The sequence below is a fragment of the Pontibacter sp. LHS1 genome (assembly GCF_058932855.1).
In genome coordinates this window covers 284,241-305,272 of the sequence record NZ_JBZYWF010000006.1, presented here as the reverse complement: position 1 = coordinate 305,272, position 21,032 = coordinate 284,241, and the positions used below count along the sequence as shown (strand labels likewise).

Sequence of the window (21,032 nt, the reverse complement as noted above, 5' to 3'; positions counted from 1 at the left end):
TGCAATGCTATTTTTTTTATGGTTTTGGATGCCTCGTTTGAAGGCTTTCAGCAATTCTAGAAAAATTATCAAGTGCTTTTTTATGTAATGCTATAGAGAAATGATGTCTCTTATTGTGATCTAGAAGAGGATAGTCAGTTAGCTCTGGTCTTGTGATATACAGCCACTCATTCACGTCTACTTCGCCCCCACCGACGCAGTCGTAAGAGTATGTGTGATTTAGTTCTGGGCCTTCATATTCTGTATTTAGGTTTACTAAATGGCTATGACAGCTGAATAAATTGATATAAGCATACAGGATTCTTTTCTTAGGTTCACCCTTAAGAACTAAAGTGTGGCATATTTGATCTTTTTGAGTGTCTACTAACAAGTTAGTGTCAGAATAGTAGAACCTAGCTCTTGGAGCTGCAGTATTATCTTCTAGTTCGTTGATGATATCTTTTACAAAACGAATATCACTTGATTTATATAAATAGAAGTTAACTGCTATTCTAGATATAGCTTTAAAATATAATTCACCCCCAAATCCTAAAACACCTATTTCTGTTGAGTGGTTATTTTTAAAGAAAACTGTGTCACCTGCAAGGCGTGTATATGGTATGTAGATAGTTTGTTTGCCCTTTTTAGCCATTTCTCTGTTCTTTTTGCCTACATACCTTTGGACTTCGCTGCTCTTCATAAAAGTATCAATCTTTAAGTCTTTCAGGTTAATAGTGACTTTGTTCAAAGGTTTTAAGCCGGGAGCAAATTGCATTTCCTCACCATCTTTAGTGTACCCAATTATCTTGTCAGGAAGGGAGCGGTCTGTTTTAGCATTTATAATATGAGCTTGAAAGCCTATCTGTCTGCTAATTTCAGAATCAAAAGCATTGCCGTAAAAGCTATTACAGTCTCTACATAGTAACCAGAAGGAGCCAATTCTGCCTCCAATAGCATTGGGTATTATGTGCTCAAAAGTTTTATTGGTTTTAACTAAATTTGTGTCACATCTATAGCAGCAGGCTGTAATCATTATGTAATCATTAGCAGGTGGTGAATAAAATTTTACATGAATATTAGACCAGATCAATTTTAAATTGATTTGAAACTAAAAGATGCTTTAATGTAGACTTTCAGGCTACATTATGTATAGATTTTATAGAAGGGGATAAAACGTGTGCAAAATATGTGCAAATAAAAAAAGCACTTACAAGTTTTACCTTATAAGTGCATGATACTGAAGTAATCCCGTTCGGATTCGCACAAAAGATCTACTGCTTTAAGAAGCCTATATAAAAAAATAAATATGCCTATCTAAGCCTTAGGATCTTTTAGCAAACGCTCCATCAACAACACCTTCTCCCGCTCACTCTGAAGCAGCCTTTCATATAACTTCTTATTCTCTTCCATTATCTCCATTAACTTATCTAGGGGATTGAAAGAACATTGATTGAAATTACCAGCAGAAGCATGATCCTGCATGTTTTGAATATGAAAAACAGCACCCTCTTCCGTAAAATTCTTAATCGCCTCAGCCGATACTCCTAAGACTTTCGCAATCTTCTCCAACGTCACATCATCTACCTCCTCTTCCTGCTCGATGCGGGAGATGTTCTGCTGCGTGGTGCCCAGTTCGCTGGCTAAGGCGGATTGCTTCACTCCCAAAGCGGTCCGCATTCTTCTCACATGGTCGCCCAGGTGAAGTGGTCGTCTTCTGGCTGCTGTTTCCATAGGAATAATTTACGAAAATTATTTAATAAATCCAATTTTAATACACTTGTATTTCACACGTTGTCAGTTGTTTAATACAAGCGTACCACATTTCATACAAGTACTTCTTCCTGCATCTTCGTGCTAGGGTTAGGCTGTACCCGACGCTAATATACAGTTTTCAGACATATTATAAGCTGAATATTTCATCCTCCTGTGTCGCCAAACTCCAGCACCGAGAGGTACGCTTACAGCAGACAAACAGCCACCACCAATAACAGCACTCCCTTGCTAGGGAGGTAACAACAGAAAAATGACCAGAAGCACCTTTTCCATTTCCTCTGAAACACGCTCAGCCTGCAGACTAAGGTTACGGACTTCCTCTGTATCCCTTGCGCCTTATTTGTTGTTTTCTTCAGGAAATAAAAGGATGGCTGCTGCCATGCCCCTCACAACTCAGTTCATCTTTTATACCTGCACCTCAACAATTATCTCTGCCTATGAAAACACTCCGATTTTTTTTCCGGCTCTACATCCGCTTCCTGGCCCTGCCGGTCAAAAGCCGCCGCTCTTCCTCTCACAGCCGGCACTAACGGGTAATGACGCACCGGCGCTTTGCCGTTCCTGGATGCTGCTGATTTCACCCCCGGAGTAATCTAACCCCCTTCCCACCTCTCACCCTAACACCAGCTAAAAGCCACAAAACGGGTGAGCAGCAATTGACTTCTTACGAATGCCGCAGCTCCTACCAGGGGCTGACAGGAACCCTATTGCTTACACTTAACCATTAGACCTATGAACAACGCAATCAACACTTTCACTACCCCAGCACCGGCCGAGATTGTGCAGGACTTTTGTGCTTGCCACACAGAAGAGGCCGCGCAACTGGAGATCCGGCGCTGGTTTATTCTGGCCCTGAAAGCCAATTACGACGGCCTCACCTCTGTGCGGACCACCACGCTGATCGCTTTCTATGAACAGCTGCGCGCGGTGCTCTCCGCCCTCTACCGGCTGGCGGAGAAACGAGACGCACCTTCTTCCCTGGCGCTGGCCCTGGAGGAGCTCAGTCTGAACCTGACGCCCTACTGGACGCTGCTTGTGGCGCCCTCCGACTAAACAAACTTCCCCCAACAACCTATTCTTCACTTCTAATTAATTTACCATGCAACACACCGCTTATTCTTTTTACCCATTTAGAACCTTACTCTGCCTGTCCCTAATCTGGCTCCTGCAGTCATTCCTGGAGCCGGGCAAGGCCATCGCCCAGGCTTCTTCGACCAGCGAGGGACTTACCATCGGGGATGCCGTGCCGGAGCTGCGCCTGACCAACCTCCACAACGGCGCTAGTACGGAAGCAAACCTGTCCGACTTCAAGGGCAAGCTGCTCCTGCTCGACTTTTGGGCTACCTGGTGCTCCCCCTGTATCACCTCCCTCCACAAACTTGACTCCCTGCAGCAGGAATTCGGCGAGGACCTGGTGGTGCTGCCTGTCACGGCAGAGCCTGTGAGCCTGGTGGCTCCCTTCTGGCAGAAGCGGGGCTGGCGCCTGCCGACCCTTACTGCGGACACCGTGCTCCACCGCCTCTTTCCCCACCGGGGCAAACCCCACCAGGTGTGGATCCGGGACGGCCGCGTGCTGGCCATCACCGGAGGCGAGTATGCCACGGCCCAGAACATCCGCGCCGCCCTCGCCGGCACGAGCTTTCAGTTCAAAGAAAAGCGGGAAGTCCGCCTGGAGAAGGATCAGCCGCTTTTCGTCAACGGCAACGGCGGCACGGGCGAACAGCTGCTCTACCAGTCCGCCCTCTCCACCCGCCTGCCGGTTGACATCGGCGGTACCGCTCACTATAAAGACCGCATCCTGGCCTACAATGTCCCACTACCGCAACTCTACTTCAAAGCCTTCAGCGAAACCTTCCGCTTTCACGATGAACAAAACCGCCTGCTGCTGGAAGTATCCGATACGCTCCGCCAGCGCATCCTCTGGGAGAAGTCTGAGACCCTCACCGGAAACGATACCATCGATGCCCCATTTCGCAATTGGATGGACCGGAACATGTATTGCTACAACCTGGTGTTCCCCCAGGAACAGCCACGAAAGGTGCTAAATGCCATCATGCTGGAGGACCTCAACCGCTTCTTTGGCCCCTACCTGGGCGTACAGGGCTCCCTGCAGCGACGCAAGGTGGACTGCCTGGTGCTCGTGCGCACCACACGCCGTGACCTGCTGGCCAGCAAGGGCGGAGCCGCGCAACGCAACGTGGACGAGCAAAACTATGAGCTGCGCAACAAGCCCTTCAGCCACCTGCTGAGCGCCCTCCAGTACGGGTACATGTGGCAGCCCCTACCCATCGTAGACGAGACCGGCTACACGGGCCACATCGACATCCGCCTGCCCCAGCCCCTTGATGACCTGGGCCAGCTGCGTGAAACCCTGCAAGCCTATGGCCTGGACCTGCGCCCGGCACGGCGCAAGATGGACATGCTGGTACTATCGGAGGTGCCCCCAACGCCACGCGCAAAATAAGCGGATGCTTCCCCCGTGCCCCATTACTTGCCTGAACGAACGAATACCATTTCTAATCTTTATAAACCACAACCAAATGAAACGAAGTTTACCCCTATTGCTGCTCCTCCTGGCACCTATCTGCGGCTATGCGCAGCAGCGTCTGGAAGGCATCGTGCGTTCCCAGCAGAGCGCTGCGCCGCTCGAAGGTGCCGCCGTCCTGCTCAAAAGCGGACGCGCCGGCACCACCACCGACGGCGCCGGCGGTTTCTCACTCCCCATTTCCAGCTTACCCGATACACTGGTGGTCACGCTCCTGGGTTATGCCCCCCGCGAGTTTCCTTTGGCTTCACTGCCGGCATCGCCGCTGCAGCTCACCCTGCTGGAGCGCAGCAACAGCCTGCGCGAAGTCAGCGTGGTCTCCACTGGTTACCAGGACATCCCCCAAGAAAGAGCCACTGGCTCCTTCACCCAGGTGGACCGGGAGCTGCTCACCCGCAGCACCAGCCCGGACCTGCTCAGCCGCCTGGAAGGCGTGACCAACAGCCTGGACTTCGACCGCCGCGGCATGTACGGGGAGCGCACCGACAGCAAACCCGAACTGCGCGTGCGCGGCTTGAGCACCCTCTATGCCAATCGTGCCCCGCTCATCGTGGTGGATTATTTCCCCTACGAAGGAGACATCGCCAATATCAACCCCAATGACGTAGAAAGCGTGACCGTGCTCAAAGATGCTGCGGCTGCTTCCATCTGGGGCGCCCGTGCCGGGAACGGGGTGATCGTCATCACCACCAAAAAAGGTCGTGCCCGCCAGGCTCCCCAGGTCGCCTTCCAGTCCAATGTGCAGCTGACCGAAAAGCCGGATCTGCACTACAGCCGCAGCTTCCTGCCAGCCTCCGACTTCATCGACATCGAGCGCCTCCTCTTCGAGCGCAAATTCTATCCGGAAAACGACCGCAGAGTCCTTTCCCCGGCGGTGGAGACCTGGATACTGGAACGGGATGGCAAGCTGTCCCCCGAAGAGGCCAGCGCCCGCATCAACGCCATGCGTCAGGTGGACGTGCGCGAGGAGGCGCTCCGGCACCTCTACCGCCCGGCCCTGCACCAGCAGTATGCCCTCAACCTGAACGGGGGAAGCGACACCTACCGCTATTACCTCTCGGCCGGCTACGACCGCGGTCTCTCCTCCCTGATTGGCAACGCAGACCGCCGCGTGACGCTTACCAGCCAGAACAGCATCCGCCTCCTGCCCAAGCTGGAGCTGACCGCGGGCCTGACTTATACCGGCCGCGAAGCTGCCGAAAATGGCCTGGGCATCAGCGGCCTGAGCACGGTCGACTGGACCAACATCTACCCCTATGCCCGACTGGCCGATGCCGAAGGTACCCCCTTGCCCATCGCACGCGACCTGCGCAGCGCCTATACGAGCCGGGCGCCCGAAATGGGACTGCTGGACTGGCAGTTCCGCCCGCTGGATGAAATACGACTGCGCGACAGGACCAGCACCGTCACCGAGACGCGCCTAAACGGCAGCCTGGCCTATGAGCTGTTGCCCGGCCTGAAAGCCAGCGCCCTCTACCAGCACCAATTGCAAACCAACCACACTACGGACCTGAACAGCGTGGAGACCTATCATGCCCGCAACCTGATCAACCGCTACACGCAACCGGATGGTACCCGCATCATCCCCTTGGGCGGCACCCTGTCCGAGTATTCCAGCAATCTGGTCGCCCAGTACGGCCGCCTGCAGCTTGACTATGCCCGTACGATGGGAAAGCAGGGCTACCTGAGTGCCCTGGCCGGGGCCGAGGCGCGTCAAGTACGTCAGATCAACTACCCGGGCGCCCTTCTCTACGGCTACAACCCCGAAGTAGCGCAGGGGCAGACAGTGCTGGACTTTCTCTCCTTCCACAAGACACGCCCTTCCTCTTCAGCGCGTATTCCTGCTCCGGCCACGAAACGCACCGAGCGCACTGACCGCTTCCTCTCCTATTACGCCAATGCCTCCTATGTCTTCCGGGACCGTTACACTCTGTCGGCCAGCAGCCGCTGGGACGCCTCCAACCTCTACGGGGTGAAGACCAACCAAAAAGGCGTACCCCTTTGGTCGGCAGGGCTCAGCTGGCTGCTCAGCGAGGAGGAATTCCTGCAACAGGACTGGCTTTCCCAGCTCAAACTGCGCACGACCTATGGCCTGGCCGGCAATACGGACAAAAGTGTGACCGCCTACCCCACGATCAGCTATGCGTCCTCGGATCTCCTGAGCCGTCTGCCCTACGCGATCCTGCGCAGTGCCGGCAACCCCCAGCTGCGCTGGGAGAAGACCGTGACGTTTAATGCAGGGATCGATTTTGGCTTCATCCGTGACCGGATCTCCGGTAGCCTGGAGTATTACCGCAAGCAGGGCACCGACCTGCTGGGCGATGTGTTCATCGACCCGACATCGGGCATTGTCTCCGGCGACAGAGGCTTTGTCCGCAACCGGATCAATTACGCGGACGTGCGCACCACGGGCTGGGACCTGGCACTGCGCACCGACAACCTCACCGGTGCCTTGGGCTGGCAAACCCATTTCCTAGTCAGCCAGGTGCAGAGCCAGGTGACCGGCTACGAGGAAAAGCAGCGGCCGGCGGTCAATTCAAACAACTACTTCTTTGCCAGTCCGCCCCCGGTGGCGGGAAAACCCATTACCCCAGTTTACAGCTACCCCTGGCATGGTCTCTCCCCTGAGACCGGAGACCCGCTGGTGCCCGTGGAAGGGCAGCTGGGAACCGGCTACAGCGCCTACCAGCAAAGTTTGACACCGGAAGATCTGGTCTACCACGGCAGTGCCGTGCCCACCTGGTTCGGCAGCCTGCGCAACACCTTCTCTTGGAAGAACTTTTCCCTGAGCGCCAACCTGACCTGGAAAGCGGGCTATTTCTTCCGTCGCGGCAGCATCGACTACAGTCGCCTCTTCAACAGTGGGGTGGCCCATGTAGATTACCAGGCCCGCTGGCAGCAGCCGGGGGATGAAACACGCACCCAGGTGCCGGCCATGCCCGCCTCCCTTAACTACAGCCGGGAGGATTACTATACTTACAGTGAGGTACTCGTGGAAAAAGGCGACCATCTCCGCCTGCAGGACGCGCAGCTGAGCTATACCTTCTCCCGCAGGCAGCAGCCATCCCTGCCTTTCGGTGAGCTCAAGCTCTTCCTCTATGCCCGCGACCTGGGCATCCTCTGGCGGGCCAATGCCTATGGCCTGGACCCCGATTATGTCAATACCACCTATCCACCAGCACGCAGCCTGTCCGCCGGCCTGCAACTAACCTTTTAATTCTGCCACCATGAAAAATAACAACATTTTTACCTGGGCCTGGTGCCTGCTTTCCCTGGCGGTACTGCCCGCCTGTGAGAAGGAGTTCCTCGAACTCAAACCCGACAGGACCCTGGTTGTGCCTTCCACCCTGGAAGACCTGCAGGCGCTGCTGGACCACGGCGCTGTCATGTACCAGGGCACCTCCCATGCGCTCGCCGAGATCGGGTCCGATGACTACTTTGTCTCCACGGCTACCTGGAAGCTGCTACCACGGCCCGAGGAGAAGAACGGCTATATCTGGGCAAAAGAAGTGGACCAAGGCCAGCCGGTGAACGACTGGGACTACGCCTACCGCCGTATCCTGTATGCCAACACCGTCCTGGAGGGACTCCAGAAGCTGCAGCCAACTCCGGCGCAGCAGGAGGCCTGGAACCAGGCCAAGGGGATGGCGCTCTTTCACCGCGGTTGGGCCTTTTTCCAGCTGGCTCAGCTTTTTGCCAAACCCTATGATGCCGCTACGGCCGCACAGGACTTGGGCATTCCGCTCCGCCTTTCCGCTGATGTGGATGCCGTGCCGACCCGCCAGTCCGTAGCCGAGACCTACCGCCAGATCCTCGAGGACCTGCAGGGGGCCGAGGCCCTGCTGCCCGAGCGCCCCATCGTGCTGCAGCGACCGGGCAAGGCGGCCGCCCGCCAGGTGCTGGCCCGCACCTACCTGCAGCTCGGCGACTATCCCCAGGCCCTGGCCGCCACGGAGGGCGCCCTCCAGCTCACCAGCGCCCTGCTCGATTACAATACCCTGGACACAAGCGCTGAATTTCCCTTCCCCGCCGATGGACAAGGAAACCCGGAAGTCGTCTTTTACAGCAGCCAGTATGCACTGGAGATCCTTTTTGCCGGACGGGTGCAGGTAGATTCCATCCTGTACCAGTCCTACGACACGCTGGACCTGCGCCGGCAGGCTTACTTCTACTACGAGGGGGAAAAACTCACTTTCAAGGGATCCTATGGAGGGTTTACGGTCTTATCCACCTCCCTGACCACCGGGGAACTGTACCTGACCAAAGCCGAGTGCCAGGCGCGGCTCGGGCAACCGGAAGAGGCCCTGCACACGCTTAACCAGCTGCTGGCCCGCCGCTACAAGGCAGGGGCTTTCGAGCCGCTCACCACCGCCAATACGCCTGATGTGCTGGGACGCATCCTGGCCGAGCGGCGCAAGGAGCTGCTCTTCCGCGGCCTGCGCTGGCAGGACTTGCGCCGCCTCAACAAGGACCCGCGCTTTGCCAAAACGCTCGTGCGCCTTATCGACGGCCAGCGTTATGAGCTGCCGCCCAACGACCCGCGCTACGTGTGGCCCATCCCGAACAATGTCGTGCAGGCCAGTGGCCTGCCCCAGAACCCCCGTTAACTTCTAAATTTCAGCTTATGCTTCCCCTAAGAATCATTTTACCCCTGCTGTGCTGGCTGCTCCTTTCGGGGAGCGGCCAGGCGCAGCACCTCCAGCCCGTGCAGTGGACTTTCCAGGCGGAACGTGTGGCCCCTCAATCTTATAAGGTGCTGCTCACCGCGACCATGGACAGCCCCTGGGCTATCTATGCGCCTCAAACCCCGGCCGGAGGGCCTCTGCCTACCACCATCACCTTCCACCCCAACCCCATGATTCTGCCGCAAGGCGGCATCCGGGAGAAAGGCGAGCGTCAGCAAAAGCACGACCGCAACTTCGGTGTGGAGGTGCATTACTACCGCGGCACGGTCACCTTCGAGCAGCTCGTCAAACTGCGCAGTCCTGTCACCACGGCCCTGTCCGGTACGGTCGAGTTCATGGCCTGTGATGCCACGCGCTGTCTCCCGCCCCAAACGGTGGCCTTCACCATAGCCCTCGATTAAGATGATGACCTGGAACGCAACACCACAGCTCCCCCTCCTGCGCTATCCGGCTATGCTGGCCCTGCTCTTATTTTTTACGCTGGCAGCTGCCTCCGCCCAGCCTCCGTCACGCTGGCAGCTTTCGGCAAAGCTGGAGGCAGACAACAGCTATACCCTGACCCTGCAGGGAAGGCTCCAGCCCGGCTGGCACGTGTATGCGGAAGCCCATCCGCAGCTGGGGCTGGCCCCCCTGCGCCTGGAGGCGACCGATCCCTATTCTATCCTGGATGCGCCCAGGCCCCTGCTGCCGCTCCCGCGCAGGCAGGACCCGCTCCTCGGAAACGAGTGGGTCACCAGCTACCGAGATACCGTGGCCCTGGCGCAGCGCCTCTGTCTTCCAGGGCCGGTGCCGGCTTGGCTCTCGCTGACCCTTACCGGCTTTGCCGTCCGTGGGGAGACTTTTCTGCCGCTGCGCGAGGAGCTGCAAGTCGCGCTTCCCGGCGGGCAAGAGCAAAGCGCTCCGCTCGCAGGCAGCCTCCGGCTTGCTTCCATAGACCTGGCGCGGGCCTCGGCCTGCGGGGAAACGGCGGCCTCCGGCGACGGCTCCTTCCCCACTGTTTTTCTGCTGGGCTTCCTGGGCGGCTTGCTGGCCCTGCTCACCCCTTGCGTGTTTCCGATGGTGCCGCTGACGGTCACCTTTTTTACCAGCCGGGCAGGCAGCAAGGGGCAGGCCCTGCGCCATGGCGCACTTTTCGGCGCCTGCATCCTATTGATCTACCTGGCCTGCAGCCTCCCTTTCCACGTGCTGGACAGTGTGGAGCCGGGCATCCTCAACAGCCTCTCCACCAATGTGTGGGTCAACCTGTTTTTCTTTGCGGTCTTCATCGGTTTTGCCCTGTCTTTCTTCGGGGTCTTTGAGCTGACCCTGCCCAGCAGGCTGACCAACCGCGCCGATGCCAAAGCAGGGCTGGGCAGCTTGGGCGGCATCTTTTTCCTGGCCTTCACCTTGGTGCTGGTCTCCTTTTCCTGCACCGGGCCTATTCTGGGCACCTTGCTGGTAGGTTCCCTCTCCTCCGACAGCGGCGCCTGGCAGCTGACGGCGGGCATGGGGGGCTTTGGGTTCGCCCTGGCCCTCCCTTTTGCTTTGCTGGCCCTCTTTCCCGGCTGGCTGCAGCGCCTGCCGCGCAGTGGAAGCTGGCTCAGCACCCTGAAGAAATCGCTGGCCTTCGTGGAGCTGGCCCTGGCGCTCAAGTTCCTGAGCAACGCGGACCTGGTGGCCCAGTGGGGACTGCTCAAGCGGGAGGTTTTCATCGGCCTCTGGCTCCTGCTGGCGATCGGCCTGGCCCTGTACCTGTTGGGGATTCTGCGTTTTCCAGGTGAACCAAAAGACCAAGAAATCGGGCGGGTGCGCCGTATAGCCGGATTGCTGACCCTGATCTTTGCGCTCTACCTGGCGCCGGGTCTGGGCAACAGCCCGCAGGGCAGCCTGCGCCTGCTGAGCGGCTTTCCCCCTCCCTGGCACTACAGCCTCTATAATAGGGAGAAGCACCAGCAGGACACGCAGGCTTCGGTTCAACCCCAGGTCGTGAACGACCTGGAGAAAGCCTTCCAACTGGCGCGGGAGCAGCAAAAGCCCCTCCTGCTCGACTTCACCGGCTACACCTGCGTGAACTGCCGCAAGATGGAGGAGCAGGTGTGGACCGCGCCTGCCATTTCGAAACTGCTCCGGGAGGAGGTGATCCTGGTCTCGCTCTATGTGGACGACCGGCAACCCTTGCCGCTCACCGAGCGCTTCACGTACACCGGCGCGGATGGCACTTCCAGGGAGGTGCGCACTATAGGCGACAAATGGTCCACCTTTCAGGCCCTTCACTTCGGACAGGTTACACAGCCCCTCTATGTGCTCCTGAGCCCGGATCAGCAGCTGCTCAACCAGCCCATTGGGTATACGCCGGATGAGCAGGTATATGGGGACTGGCTGCGCTGCGGCCTGGACGTCCCTTCCACCTCGAAACGGATCGTGCATTGAGCCATGAAGAACGGTAAGTAGGGAAGTCACTCTTTGGGGTTAACCTATAAATTTCTGCTGTTTGTTTATGTTAGGTTGTGGAGGGGAGCGTGCTGCGCTCCTCCTCCTTTCCCTCCCACCACCCCTATTTTGTTTAAGGTGAGATAGATTAGCCTAAAAGGCGGCCCCGCATTGCAGGGTCGCCTTTTCCCTATTCCATACCTTGCACAAATTCCTTCACCGGCTAGATAAAAAAAACAGGTACCCGGAGCTTTTATGACCTGCCCCGGGTACCTGTCTACTGGATTACGACATTCTTAGAACTGTTTGCGTGCTTCAGCCGTCACCTGTCCGTTGGCTTCCGCCTCAGACACGGTCTCCGGGATCGGTTCATTGGGGTTCAGCTCTAACCGCACCATGCACAGTCTGTTAATATAGTCTGTACGGCAATCACCGCCCGGTCCGGCGGTCGGGTTGCCAATGGCATCCCCCTCTACCAGGTACCAGCCGGACTGCAACGTGGCCGGCGCACTGAAGGCCATCGTGCCGCCTGCCACCAACACAGCAGCCAGCGCGAGGAAATTTACTTTTAGCTTTTTCATGCTCGGAAAATTTAAGTTTTAAAAAATTAATTATTGCCGCCACTTTGGTAGGCCGCCGCACCGGAGGAGGCGGCTCTCCCGATCCCGCCCCCTCCAATCTCTTTCTTACACAGCACTACACCATAGACCGCCAGGGTAGTGAACAGCAGGTTAAAGACCAGGTGCTCCCGCCATCCCAGCTGGCTCAGCACACCGCCACAGGTGAGCAGGGCCAGCTTCACCCACATCAGGAGGTGTTTCTCTGTTTTCTTCATGCTACTGCCTTTGATTGCACCTTATGGACAGCTCCCGGATGGCCTGGCGGACCGGTATTGTTGACCAGTTCCTATACCCGGTTGTTCCGCTGAAAGCTTATGCTAAAGGTAGTGGCCAGGCAGGGCAAAATTGCTTGCCATAGGATAGGAAAGCAGGTAAGAAAGGATACAAAATGACCGAACAAAGGATCAGAATTGGATAGGTTCAGGGGTGGCCGTTCTCCCGGATCAGCCTGCTCAGCGATTGGGGTGTCACCCCCAGGTAGGAAGAGATCACCTCCTTGGACACCTGCTGCTCGATCCGCGGGTGGGTCTGCAGCAGGTCCAGGTAGCGCTCCCAGGCCGAGCGCGTGAGCAGGTCCTGGCTGCGTTTTTTATGGAAGGCGTAATAGTGCAGGAGAAGCTCCCGCAGCAGGGATTCGGTGGTTGGCACTTGCGCTTTTAGCGCTGTCAGCTGCCCATAAGACAGGGACAGCAGCACGCTGCCCGGCATCACCTCCAGGTAAATGTCCGAAGGCTGCCGCTTCATAAAAGCTTGCAGGGGCACGGCCCAAGAGGCCTTTTGCCACAAATACAGCGTGATGGCCCGGCCGGAGGCATCATCGTAGCAGTAGCCGCGCAGCAGTCCTTCCGCCACATAGTACAGGTGCTCCGGCCGTTGCCCGGCGCTCAGCAGCAGCTGCCGCTGCGCATAGCGGCTCTCCCCCAGCATATCCGTCAGGAGCGCCTCCAGCTTTTCCGGCGCCCAGCCGTTGCCCGGCTTCTCAGCGCCCAGCTTTTCTATGAGCGTCTGGATCAGTTTGTTCACCTGCGTCGTCATGCCTCCTGCTTAAAAGGGGGCATGCCGCTAGCGCAGTGCCCCTGTGATCGTGGTGAGGGAGGTGGTGATGGTGACAGTCGTCGTGGTAGGATCCTCGGACAAGAAAGTTCCGGCAGTAACTGGCACTCGGAAAGCAAATAAGGACCTGGTGCGCACGTTCAATTTGTCTTTTCTTTTCTTCATGACTTTTTTTTAACCCAAACCTACAGGCTGCTGTGCTGAAAGGGAAAATATTTAGACGAACCGTACTATATTTTACATGAAAATATCGCTATATTTATAAAAGCAATGCGTATAGTTCATAGGCTACCGTAATTAAACTTCTATGGCTCATTTCCCTTTCCGCCGGGTAGGGACGCATGGTCTGGCCTGGGCAATCTTTATCGCTTATGAAGTCTCCATTATTTTTTTCACGGCTGTCCCCCAGCGGGTCTATTGGTGGGAGTACGTTGGCTTCTACCTGGGCAACATGCTGCTTTTTTATGTGACTGCGCACGGGCTGCTCCCTTATTGTTTTGAAACCCGCAGGGCCCCCTGGCTGCTTCTCCTGCTCTTGCCGCTGGAGCTGGGCCTCTACATCCTCCTCCAGTTTGGATTTGATCTCTTTTACAACCTTTTCCGTCCAGAACCCAAGCTCGTTCTCTTCCAGCAGAAGTTTATCCTCAGCTACCTCTGGCGTGGGGTTTACTTCATTGGCTTAAGCGCCACCTATTGGCTGGTACGGCGCACCATCAAACATGTGAAAACCATCACCCAGCTGCAGCTCCAGCAACTGAGCGCCCAGAAGGAGAAAGCAGAACTGGAAAAGGATCTGGTCAAGGCCCAGAATGCCTACCTCCAGGCGCAGATCAACCCGCATTTTCTCTTTAACACGCTGAACTTTCTCTACAACCAGGCCATCGGCACATCGCCCAGGGTATCGGAAGGCGTCCTCCTGCTCTCCGAGGTAATGCGCCATGCCCTGGCACCCGTACACGAAGATGGCAAAACGGATCTAAGCCGTGAGTTGGACCACATCCGCAAGTACATCGCCCTCAACCAGCTTCGCTTTCAGCACCCGCTGCAGCTCAGCCTGCAGGCGGAGGGCCAGCTGCAGGGCATGCGCATCCCGCCCCTGCTCCTGCTCACCCTTGTGGAAAATATGTTCCGCCATGGCGTTCTGACGGACCCGGCCTACCCGGCCAGCGTCTGTCTCCGAGAGGAAGAGGGCACCCTCTCCTTTCAGACCAGGAATAAGAAGAGGACCTCCCCTGTCCAAGTCGGGCATCGCATCGGGCTCCGCAATGTAAGGACCAGACTCCTGAATGCGTATGGCCCCGGCCACCACTCCCTCGCCATACAGGAGGACGAGCATTTCTATAAGGTACAACTTCAAATAACCACGCTATGATTACTGCTTATATTGTCGATGACGAGGCGCATGCCATCCAGATCCTGACGCGCTATGTGGAACAAACCCCAGGGCTTTCCTTAGTCGGCGCTTCGGACAACCCCTTGCAAGCCCTGCAGGCCATCAGCACCGGAGAGGTGCGCCCGCAGCTGGTATTTGTCGATGTGGACATGCCCCTGCTTTCCGGCATTGAGCTGGCAGATTTCCTTAGTCCCTACGCCAGGGTCGTGTTTACCACCGCCTATGAGGAGTTCGCCCTGCAGGCCTTTGACAAAAACGCGGTGGATTACCTGCTCAAGCCCATCACCTATGAGCGCTTCCTTAAAACGGTGCAGCGGATCCAGGCTGCTCCCCCCGGCGAGTCAATCCAGCAGGAGGAGGACTTTTTCTTTATCAAGAGCGATGTAAAGGGAAGGATCACGCGACTGGACTTGAAAGATGTGCTGTACGTGGAGGCCCTGCAGAACTACATCCGCATCCATACAATGCAGGGCAAACACATCACCTACCTGACCATGAAGGAAATGGAGGAATACCTGCCCAAGGAGCGTTTCCTTCGGGTGCAGAAATCCTTCATCGTCAACACCTCCCGCGTGAAGGCGGTGGAGGGGAACCAGCTTGTACTCGATAACGGGGAAGTGCTGCCGCTGGGCGCCAACTACCGAGCCCCCTTTCTGGAAAAGGTAAATGCCCGGCTTTGGAAGAGCAAGCGTCTGCCCTAACTTAACGGTTCAATCCTTGTTTCAGGGCCTTCATGTCGACCAGCAGGTTCGCTCGTAGAAAGGATCCGTGAAAACCGAAACCAGAGAATGATATCGCACAACTTAGTTCAGCATAGCAAAATGAAGACATCAACAACTTTTAAACGCTTAGCTTTAACATGAAAACATCCGATCAGTTTCTTGACTATTATAACCGGCTGGATAACCTGCTAAACAAAAAAGGACGCTTAGAGTCCTATACCCCCTTTACCCAAAAAGTAAGAGACCTCTCGGAAAAACTCAACCTCGTCCGGCAGTTTAAAGACGAGCTGATTTCCCTGGCTGAGCTTCGGAATGCCATTGTGCATCATCCTAGATTAGGCGGTCAGGCGATAGCCGAACCGCATGAGCATACCGTTAGCAGAATCAAATACATTTATGGGGTCATCTCTAATCCCAAAAGAGTTATTCCTACGTTCGCTTCCAACCTATCCGGCGCTTCCCTCCATGAGCCCATTGATAGCATCCTAAAGGAAGTGAGCCAACGTTCCTACTCTCAATTTCCGGTACTTGAAAATGAGCGAGTGGTCGAGTTGGTGAATACCAACACCATCGCGCGATGGCTTTCTTCTTGTTTTGATGAAGAGGGAAATTTGATGCAGGCTCCCACCACAGTGAGAGACCTTCTTCCGCATATTGAATTTCCCAAGAATTATAAATTCATCTCCAGGAACCTGGATATCTACGAAGCATATGCTGTTTTTTTGGAGCATATCAACAAACAAAAAAGAAACCTTGATGTTCTCTTCATCACTGAAACTGGAGTAGAAACTGAAAAGCCTCTCGGTTGGATCACCATTCACGACATCGCCCACCAGGTGAGACAATAAGCTATGGAACCACTAATTAGCTGGTGTCAACCTGTGAACTGTTTCCCCTGCTTTATCCTGGCGGCAACCGATTGGTAATGCTTCCAAAGGCAGAAATACAGCACGAGCTCCTGCTGCCTGGGTTGATCCACCAGCAGACGATTCAAGTGCATATGGATGAGGTCTGATACGAACTGCTTTTTCCTTTCAGGCTGAAGAAACCTAGCTTGCCGCGCCAGGTGGACTAATGCCTCTTCAAATCTTCTTTGCAATCCACTCAACTTTAACTTTGGGAGCAAGTACTTGCCGCCTGCTCCTGGAAGGACGCCGGAAAACTGACTGATCTCCCTGTATTTGGAGGCCAGCTGCACTTTAAGCGCTTTTGTCGCCCCGAACTCTTTGAAAAATGAGGCGTGCATTTCTCCTAGCAAATCTACCTTCCCGGGGTTATCCAGGCCGAAGGCATCCAGCATCACCTCCATCCCCTGGAAAGCCATACTATAATAAAGGTAACTATCCTCAGCGAAAGGTGCTTCCTTCAGATAAGCTGCCACCAGGGCACTGCTGGCACAAAACACCTGCTCTACGCTATCCATCAGGACTGGGTCGTATCGCTCGAGCTCCCGCTCATAGACGGCTAGCTGATAATCCTGTACGCTCCCATGGGCTAGGAGCTTGCCCAGCTTCCGGCTAACCTGGTCCAGCACATGCTCCGATCCTTCTGCCAGGCAAAGCCGTAGCCGCACATGATAGGCCGGATCCCGGTACCGCACAAAGAACCACTGCGTGATGCGCCCTTCTTTTTCAAGCGCCCTGAGAAGGGGTTGCAGTGTCTGTGTCAGGATACTATTTGCGCGGGAAGGGTGGCAGTAGATTTTAAAGTACAGCCAGCCATCTCCCGGCACGAGCTTCCGCTTTTTTAGCAAGGGCCGCCTTTGGGAGGGAGCAGGAAGTACGCTGTGCCGGTATACCGGCTGCTGATGGTGCACCGCGGCCAGGAACTGATGGACATAAGCCTGGCCGGCACCATCCACCACCGTAGGTGCCTCCTCTCCAGCAAAGGGAAACTCCTGAAGCACCGCTTCCGATTTGCCTTTCAGGTTTTCCAGCAGCAACAGGCGGTCCTGCTCTTCTTCCAGATTGAATACGAGTTGGTGATCCTGCTGCGTCAGGGCCAGGCACGTTGGCCATTGCAGCGCTCCGGCCAACCGCATCAACTGCGCCTGTTGCTGTTCCTTCTTTGCCTGAAAGATCTGTTCCAACTGCTCTTTTCCCAACTGCCAACTGGCCAGCTGCAGAATAGCCGATTGGTACTCCACCCGCGGGTAATAACTTAGCTTTGGGAAAAAGCGGCTCAGATCCAGACTGAAATTACTTTGCACGCCCTGGTACTGCAGGTCACACAGAAAACGGAACACGGCCAGCTCATCGCGCACAAAATTAAAGGCTGAACCGAGGCGCGGCACCACTACCTTTTGCAGGGGCTCAGACCACAACACCACTTTTCCCCCCTCCACTTTTACCCAGAGCTCCGACAAGTGGATTTGTCGCTCTTCGGGAAGCGTGGACTGCACAAGCACGGGAATTTCATAGGAGCGGATAGCAGCCCGCCGGTCAATGTTGGCCGTATGGGCATCCCCCACATGGGCAATCTCGGCAAACACCACGTCCGGGTTAGCCTGCTCTTCGGCCTGTGCGATTTCCCGCGCCATATCCTGCACGGACGAGCTCAATGGCGTGAACCTCCCCAGCAGGGCTGTGGCGCTCACGCCTCCCGCCTGCTCGATGTAGACCTGCTCACCCAGTACCCGGAACAGGACCGCTGCGCTGGGCGGCAGTACGCGTTCGTCTTCCACTGCGGGAAGCTTTTCCAGATCCTGTTCCGTCAAACGAATGGCAGCAGGGTAAGGGCCAGCTGCCTGCCATCTCTCCAGTAGCAGCGCATGCGCCGCCGACCACTCCAACATTTGCTTGCCGGTTTCCGGGGGAACGAAAGAAAGCCCCTCCAGTAGCTTCGGCACCTGGTAACTCACAGCCAGCTCCTCATACCCTACCCCCAACTCCGGGTCTAGTGCCAGGAGCAGCGGCACGGCACGGCCCTCAAATTTTTTCTCAAAAGCCTGCACAAATTCCTGTAGCCCTGTAGGCGCTGCCAGCGGGACCAGGCGCTGCAGGCAGCGCAGTGCCTCCAAAATTTTAGTCTGGTAGGAGTCACACAGTCTGTCAGCTGCCAGGCCTTTTTCCAGGTTGGCATAAAAGGTTTCTTGGTGCAGCTCCGTATTTACTTTTAAGGATGCCAAGGTCTGCTGCAGGCATGCGCCCGACTCTCCTGCCGCCCCAAGATCCTGCAGCAATAGTTGTAAGCGCCGCGTCCTGGGCGTATCCACCCCATGCTTTTCACATAGCCTTAGCAAGCGCAGCAGGTAATCATGCCCCGTGATATTCACAGTCAGCTCAGAGACGAGCACCTGCTCTTCTATCAGCTGTTCCACATAAGCTGCGCTCGCCTCCGTTTCCACCCCTGCCTGGCACGAAACAAATTCGATGATCGCCTGCCTGGAGGGTCCTGTCTCACAAAACCGCAGTACATCCCCAAGCAAAGCGTCACTGGATAGGCCGTCAACGGAGAATTTCCGCTTCCGCTGCCGGTCATCTTCCTTAATGCGCAGATAGCGAAAGCCGCCCTGCTCCTTGTAAAGCGATCGGTTCGGCCTGTAACGCTGAAAGGGGGCCAGCTCCTCAGCCAGCAGCTTCTCAGCCATGGACAAGGTTTCGGCAAAGGCCAGGTGGAGGTGCACTTTTAATGCCCTCTCTTCCAGCTGCAGGGGCTGGCCCGTGGCGGCTCCCCAGGAAGCAAGGGAAAACCCGGAAAAAAGACCAAAGGGCGTGGGCCGGAAACACATCCTGTTCAGGTACTTGGCCAGGCTCGACTTGACTTTTGGGGACAAGGCATCATAGTGGAACCCCGCCGCTTCCAGGGCCTGGAAAAGGGAACGGCTGGCAAGCTGCAGGGCCGCCCGAAAGTAAGGGTCCTGCAGCAGTTGACGAAGATCGGCCGTCGCATAAGTGGAATAGGGATAAGCAGGCGTGCGCAGGAGCAGCCCGGGGTAAAGTTTGAACATAGCTAGATCGTATGGTGCAGTTGAAAAGCTCTAATATAGATAATTTTGAATATTTAAATAAACTTTAGACTGGCAGCTCCTACAGCTCTATTTTTCCCTTTAAAAAAACAGAAAGAAGGAGCTGTCTGTATGTTTACCGCCGTTTATCCTGCGCATTCGCCGGAAAGGGTACCAGGTTGAACATCTCCCGCATCCGTGAGCGCACCCGCAGGCCGTATACCTGTTCGATCTCGGCGCTGGTGAGGTTGGTGGTCAGATGGGTTTTCAACCCGGAGGAGACAAACAAATCATAGCGACTGAGCAATACCTCCCCCATCACCTGACAGGAACTCCCATAATGCCGCTGCACCTGCTCTGCGCCCAAGTCGTCGAAGCAGTACACGGCCGGTTTGCCGCCCCCACTGCTGTAGCGACCGATCACCTCAAAGCCATCCCGCTGAAAGGCAAAGCTGACTTGCCGGCAGGACAGGATCCGGAAGCGCTGATCAGGGGGCAGCAGCAGTCGCAGCAGGGTCATCAGACAGGTCTTGCCACAACCAATGGGCCCCGTGAGCAGGATGCCTTTCCGCAAAGACAACTCCGCTGCTTCAGCCGCAGCCTGATCTCCGCTGAAGTAAGCCAGTAGCTTGCTCAGCAGCGCATGGTCCTCTTCGTAGATCTGGAAATGCTCCCCATAAAACCGCTTCCCTTGCCACTCTAGCCAAAGCAGCCGCGACTTCTCCCGTTTGTCTTCCGTCAGGTTAGAGAGGGGCTGCATAGTCTCTCACGTCTTTCTGATCCTTTGCAAAAGCACCTGCCTCCACCTGGCTGAAGGCGTTGCAGGCCCACTTATGCGCCGCCGCCTGCCAGTCCTGCATGGGCTGGCTGCCTACGCGCCACCCGTTGGCGCTGTAGTGGTGAAAGAAGCGCGTGGCCTCCACCTCCCCATAGGCATTCGCCTGGAAAAAGCGCCGCACCTCTTCCAGCTCTGGCGGTATGAGGGCCTGGCCCTCTTTCTTTTCTTTTTCGGCGCAAGCTTTTTCTTTTCTTTCGCTGCTTTGCGACTTCTGCTCCTCCTTTGCTACACCGCTTTCGTTTGTGCGCGCGTGTTTTCTCCTGTTTAAATTGTTTAGAAGGTTTAAGAGGTTTGTCCTGTTTAAGGAAGGGCTCAGCTCCTGTTCACTTCCGGTATAGCCCGCGTCCAGCTCCTGTCCAGCTCCGGTACAAGAAATATCCTGCTGCTGCCTGCCCTGCCCCTCAGCTGCGAATTCCAGCATATAGACCAGGCTGCCCCGGTAATGGTTATAGGAGGGCATGTAGTGCAGGAAGCCCCAGGCATGCAGTTCCCGGAGGCACTTGTGGTAGGTCACCCGGGAGTGGAGGCGCGAGGTGGCCATTACCTCCTCCCGCGCAATGGAGATGGGGTTGCGGAAGCGGTGCAGGTTCCACTGCTGAAACAGGGCCATATACAGGCTGATGTGCGTGGGGTTGAGCCGGTAATCGCGGGAGACACGTCCGAAAAAACCGTTCAGGTGGGAGATGTAGTTCATGACTGTGCCTCCTTTCCCTGCAGCAGCCGGTTGATGTCCTCCGTGCGGTAGTAAAGCGTGCCGCCCACCTTCACGTAGGGCAAGGTGCCCTTGAGGCGCAGGGTCTGCAGCGTCGAGGGTGAGATTTGCAGCAGCCGGCGCACTTCAGCGGATTTGAGCACCGGCAGGAGCGCCTGGCGCTGCGGTTTGCCCAGCAGCCCTTGCAGGTCTTCGAGCAGTTGCCTGCGAAACAGTTGCAGGTCTTCCTTGGTAATCAGTTCTACGGACATAACGGTCAGGTTTTGGTTAGGCCTCTAAGGTGGTGGATCCACCGCATCCCCCTTCACAACTAAACCCCAAGAGGGGAAATTTTGCTGCCATTTCTTTCCCCCCTCC

The 21,032-nt window shown here is 56.1% G+C and carries 20 protein-coding genes; 9 read left to right on the top strand and 11 right to left on the bottom strand.

What is annotated here, in order from left to right; translation table 11 throughout:
* Positions 1–16 precede the first annotated feature (16 nt).
* Both AC5FXQ_RS13945 and AC5FXQ_RS13940 read right to left on the bottom strand, forming a co-directional pair.
* The gene (locus AC5FXQ_RS13945; protein WP_493603038.1) at positions 17–1,012 is read right to left on the bottom strand and encodes an HNH endonuclease; all 996 of its coding nucleotides are present in this window, start codon (positions 1,010–1,012) and stop codon (positions 17–19) included.
* Between the two features lie 281 nt (positions 1,013–1,293).
* Positions 1,294–1,710, bottom strand: a complete 417-nt coding sequence (locus AC5FXQ_RS13940) for a helix-turn-helix domain-containing protein (protein ID WP_493603037.1) — start codon at positions 1,708–1,710, stop codon at positions 1,294–1,296.
* Between the two features lie 774 nt (positions 1,711–2,484).
* Between AC5FXQ_RS13940 and AC5FXQ_RS13935 the strand changes: the two genes are divergently transcribed.
* From AC5FXQ_RS13935 to AC5FXQ_RS13915, 5 genes are all read left to right on the top strand, one after another.
* Positions 2,485–2,805, top strand: coding sequence for a hypothetical protein (locus tag AC5FXQ_RS13935; protein WP_493603036.1), 321 nt, complete (start codon positions 2,485–2,487; stop codon positions 2,803–2,805).
* 46 nt (positions 2,806–2,851) lie between these two features.
* Positions 2,852–4,216 (top strand): TlpA family protein disulfide reductase, encoded by a 1,365-nt coding sequence (locus AC5FXQ_RS13930; protein ID WP_493603035.1) that lies wholly within the window; start codon positions 2,852–2,854, stop codon positions 4,214–4,216.
* 76 nt (positions 4,217–4,292) lie between these two features.
* The gene (locus tag AC5FXQ_RS13925) at positions 4,293–7,514 is read left to right on the top strand and encodes a SusC/RagA family TonB-linked outer membrane protein (RefSeq protein WP_493603034.1); all 3,222 of its coding nucleotides are present in this window, start codon (positions 4,293–4,295) and stop codon (positions 7,512–7,514) included.
* Between the two features lie 10 nt (positions 7,515–7,524).
* Complete coding sequence (locus AC5FXQ_RS13920) at positions 7,525–8,904, top strand: RagB/SusD family nutrient uptake outer membrane protein (RefSeq protein WP_493603033.1); 1,380 nt, start codon at positions 7,525–7,527, stop codon at positions 8,902–8,904.
* Positions 8,905–8,921: 17 nt separating this feature from the next.
* A complete protein-coding gene (locus AC5FXQ_RS13915; RefSeq protein WP_493603032.1) occupies positions 8,922–9,383 on the top strand; it encodes a protein-disulfide reductase DsbD domain-containing protein in 462 nt (153 codons plus the stop codon).
* A gap of 106 nt (positions 9,384–9,489) precedes the next feature.
* Here AC5FXQ_RS13915 and AC5FXQ_RS13910 read toward each other — a convergent pair whose 3' ends face one another.
* The gene (locus AC5FXQ_RS13910) at positions 9,490–9,876 is read right to left on the bottom strand and encodes a hypothetical protein (protein ID WP_493603054.1); all 387 of its coding nucleotides are present in this window, start codon (positions 9,874–9,876) and stop codon (positions 9,490–9,492) included.
* Here AC5FXQ_RS13910 and AC5FXQ_RS13905 point away from each other — a divergent pair.
* Positions 9,769–11,391: a protein-disulfide reductase DsbD family protein gene (locus AC5FXQ_RS13905; RefSeq protein WP_493603053.1), complete on the top strand. Its 1,623-nt coding sequence runs from the start codon at positions 9,769–9,771 to the stop codon at positions 11,389–11,391. The two genes, AC5FXQ_RS13910 and AC5FXQ_RS13905, sit on opposite strands and share 108 nt — an antisense overlap.
* A gap of 296 nt (positions 11,392–11,687) precedes the next feature.
* Here AC5FXQ_RS13905 and AC5FXQ_RS13900 read toward each other — a convergent pair whose 3' ends face one another.
* The 4 genes from AC5FXQ_RS13900 to AC5FXQ_RS13885 form a co-directional block, all read right to left on the bottom strand.
* Positions 11,688–11,972: a hypothetical protein gene (locus AC5FXQ_RS13900; RefSeq protein WP_493603031.1), complete on the bottom strand. Its 285-nt coding sequence runs from the start codon at positions 11,970–11,972 to the stop codon at positions 11,688–11,690.
* 26 nt (positions 11,973–11,998) lie between these two features.
* Positions 11,999–12,226, bottom strand: a complete 228-nt coding sequence (locus AC5FXQ_RS13895; RefSeq protein WP_493603030.1) for a hypothetical protein — start codon at positions 12,224–12,226, stop codon at positions 11,999–12,001.
* Between the two features lie 205 nt (positions 12,227–12,431).
* A complete protein-coding gene (locus AC5FXQ_RS13890) occupies positions 12,432–13,046 on the bottom strand; it encodes a Crp/Fnr family transcriptional regulator (RefSeq protein WP_493603029.1) in 615 nt (204 codons plus the stop codon).
* Between the two features lie 27 nt (positions 13,047–13,073).
* Complete coding sequence (locus AC5FXQ_RS13885) at positions 13,074–13,229, bottom strand: hypothetical protein (protein ID WP_493603028.1); 156 nt, start codon at positions 13,227–13,229, stop codon at positions 13,074–13,076.
* A 142-nt stretch (positions 13,230–13,371) separates the two neighbouring features.
* On the opposite strand from AC5FXQ_RS13885, the gene AC5FXQ_RS13880 reads away from it, so the two are divergent.
* The 3 genes from AC5FXQ_RS13880 (at position 13,372) to AC5FXQ_RS13870 (ending at position 16,027) form a co-directional block, all read left to right on the top strand.
* On the top strand, positions 13,372–14,436 hold the full coding sequence (locus AC5FXQ_RS13880; protein ID WP_493603027.1) for a sensor histidine kinase: 1,065 nt from the start codon (positions 13,372–13,374) through the stop codon (positions 14,434–14,436).
* A complete protein-coding gene (locus AC5FXQ_RS13875) occupies positions 14,433–15,158 on the top strand; it encodes a LytR/AlgR family response regulator transcription factor (protein WP_493603026.1) in 726 nt (241 codons plus the stop codon). Before AC5FXQ_RS13880 ends, AC5FXQ_RS13875 begins: the two co-directional genes overlap by 4 nt.
* 158 nt (positions 15,159–15,316) lie before the next feature.
* The gene (locus AC5FXQ_RS13870) at positions 15,317–16,027 is read left to right on the top strand and encodes a hypothetical protein (RefSeq protein WP_493603025.1); all 711 of its coding nucleotides are present in this window, start codon (positions 15,317–15,319) and stop codon (positions 16,025–16,027) included.
* 26 nt (positions 16,028–16,053) lie between these two features.
* On the opposite strand, the gene AC5FXQ_RS13865 is transcribed toward AC5FXQ_RS13870, so the two are convergent.
* The 4 genes from AC5FXQ_RS13865 to AC5FXQ_RS13850 all read right to left on the bottom strand — a co-directional run bounded on the left by AC5FXQ_RS13865 (position 16,054) and on the right by AC5FXQ_RS13850 (position 20,926).
* Positions 16,054–19,128 carry a lantibiotic dehydratase gene (locus AC5FXQ_RS13865; protein WP_493603024.1) on the bottom strand — a complete coding sequence of 1,025 codons (3,075 nt, stop codon included), beginning with the start codon at positions 19,126–19,128 and terminating at the stop codon, positions 16,054–16,056.
* A 133-nt stretch (positions 19,129–19,261) separates the two neighbouring features.
* The gene (locus AC5FXQ_RS13860) at positions 19,262–19,885 is read right to left on the bottom strand and encodes an ATPase (RefSeq protein ID WP_493603023.1); all 624 of its coding nucleotides are present in this window, start codon (positions 19,883–19,885) and stop codon (positions 19,262–19,264) included.
* Positions 19,869–20,657, bottom strand: coding sequence for a hypothetical protein (locus AC5FXQ_RS13855; RefSeq protein WP_493603022.1), 789 nt, complete (start codon positions 20,655–20,657; stop codon positions 19,869–19,871). The genes AC5FXQ_RS13860 and AC5FXQ_RS13855 overlap by 17 nt, the downstream gene beginning before the upstream one ends.
* A complete protein-coding gene (locus tag AC5FXQ_RS13850; RefSeq protein ID WP_493603021.1) occupies positions 20,654–20,926 on the bottom strand; it encodes a helix-turn-helix domain-containing protein in 273 nt (90 codons plus the stop codon). The genes AC5FXQ_RS13855 and AC5FXQ_RS13850 overlap by 4 nt, the downstream gene beginning before the upstream one ends.
* Positions 20,927–21,032 lie beyond the last annotated feature (106 nt).

Bases quoted from the DNA above. Each gene is read 5' to 3' on its own strand.
- AC5FXQ_RS13945 (WP_493603038.1), bottom strand. From the start codon at position 1,012: ATGATTACAGCCTGCTGCTATAGATGTGACACAAATTTAGTTAAAACC.
- AC5FXQ_RS13940 (WP_493603037.1), bottom strand. From the start codon at position 1,710: ATGGAAACAGCAGCCAGAAGACGACCACTTCACCTGGGCGACCATGTG.
- AC5FXQ_RS13935 (WP_493603036.1), top strand. From the start codon at position 2,485: ATGAACAACGCAATCAACACTTTCACTACCCCAGCACCGGCCGAGATT.
- AC5FXQ_RS13930 (WP_493603035.1), top strand. From the start codon at position 2,852: ATGCAACACACCGCTTATTCTTTTTACCCATTTAGAACCTTACTCTGC.
- AC5FXQ_RS13925 (WP_493603034.1), top strand. From the start codon at position 4,293: ATGAAACGAAGTTTACCCCTATTGCTGCTCCTCCTGGCACCTATCTGC.
- AC5FXQ_RS13920 (WP_493603033.1), top strand. From the start codon at position 7,525: ATGAAAAATAACAACATTTTTACCTGGGCCTGGTGCCTGCTTTCCCTG.
- AC5FXQ_RS13915 (WP_493603032.1), top strand. From the start codon at position 8,922: ATGCTTCCCCTAAGAATCATTTTACCCCTGCTGTGCTGGCTGCTCCTT.
- AC5FXQ_RS13900 (WP_493603031.1), bottom strand. From the start codon at position 11,972: ATGAAAAAGCTAAAAGTAAATTTCCTCGCGCTGGCTGCTGTGTTGGTG.
- AC5FXQ_RS13895 (WP_493603030.1), bottom strand. From the start codon at position 12,226: ATGAAGAAAACAGAGAAACACCTCCTGATGTGGGTGAAGCTGGCCCTG.
- AC5FXQ_RS13890 (WP_493603029.1), bottom strand. From the start codon at position 13,046: ATGACGACGCAGGTGAACAAACTGATCCAGACGCTCATAGAAAAGCTG.
- AC5FXQ_RS13885 (WP_493603028.1), bottom strand. From the start codon at position 13,229: ATGAAGAAAAGAAAAGACAAATTGAACGTGCGCACCAGGTCCTTATTT.
- AC5FXQ_RS13880 (WP_493603027.1), top strand. From the start codon at position 13,372: ATGGCTCATTTCCCTTTCCGCCGGGTAGGGACGCATGGTCTGGCCTGG.
- AC5FXQ_RS13875 (WP_493603026.1), top strand. From the start codon at position 14,433: ATGATTACTGCTTATATTGTCGATGACGAGGCGCATGCCATCCAGATC.
- AC5FXQ_RS13870 (WP_493603025.1), top strand. From the start codon at position 15,317: ATGAAAACATCCGATCAGTTTCTTGACTATTATAACCGGCTGGATAAC.
- AC5FXQ_RS13865 (WP_493603024.1), bottom strand. From the start codon at position 19,128: ATGTTCAAACTTTACCCCGGGCTGCTCCTGCGCACGCCTGCTTATCCC.
- AC5FXQ_RS13860 (WP_493603023.1), bottom strand. From the start codon at position 19,885: ATGCAGCCCCTCTCTAACCTGACGGAAGACAAACGGGAGAAGTCGCGG.
- AC5FXQ_RS13855 (WP_493603022.1), bottom strand. From the start codon at position 20,657: ATGAACTACATCTCCCACCTGAACGGTTTTTTCGGACGTGTCTCCCGC.
- AC5FXQ_RS13850 (WP_493603021.1), bottom strand. From the start codon at position 20,926: ATGTCCGTAGAACTGATTACCAAGGAAGACCTGCAACTGTTTCGCAGG.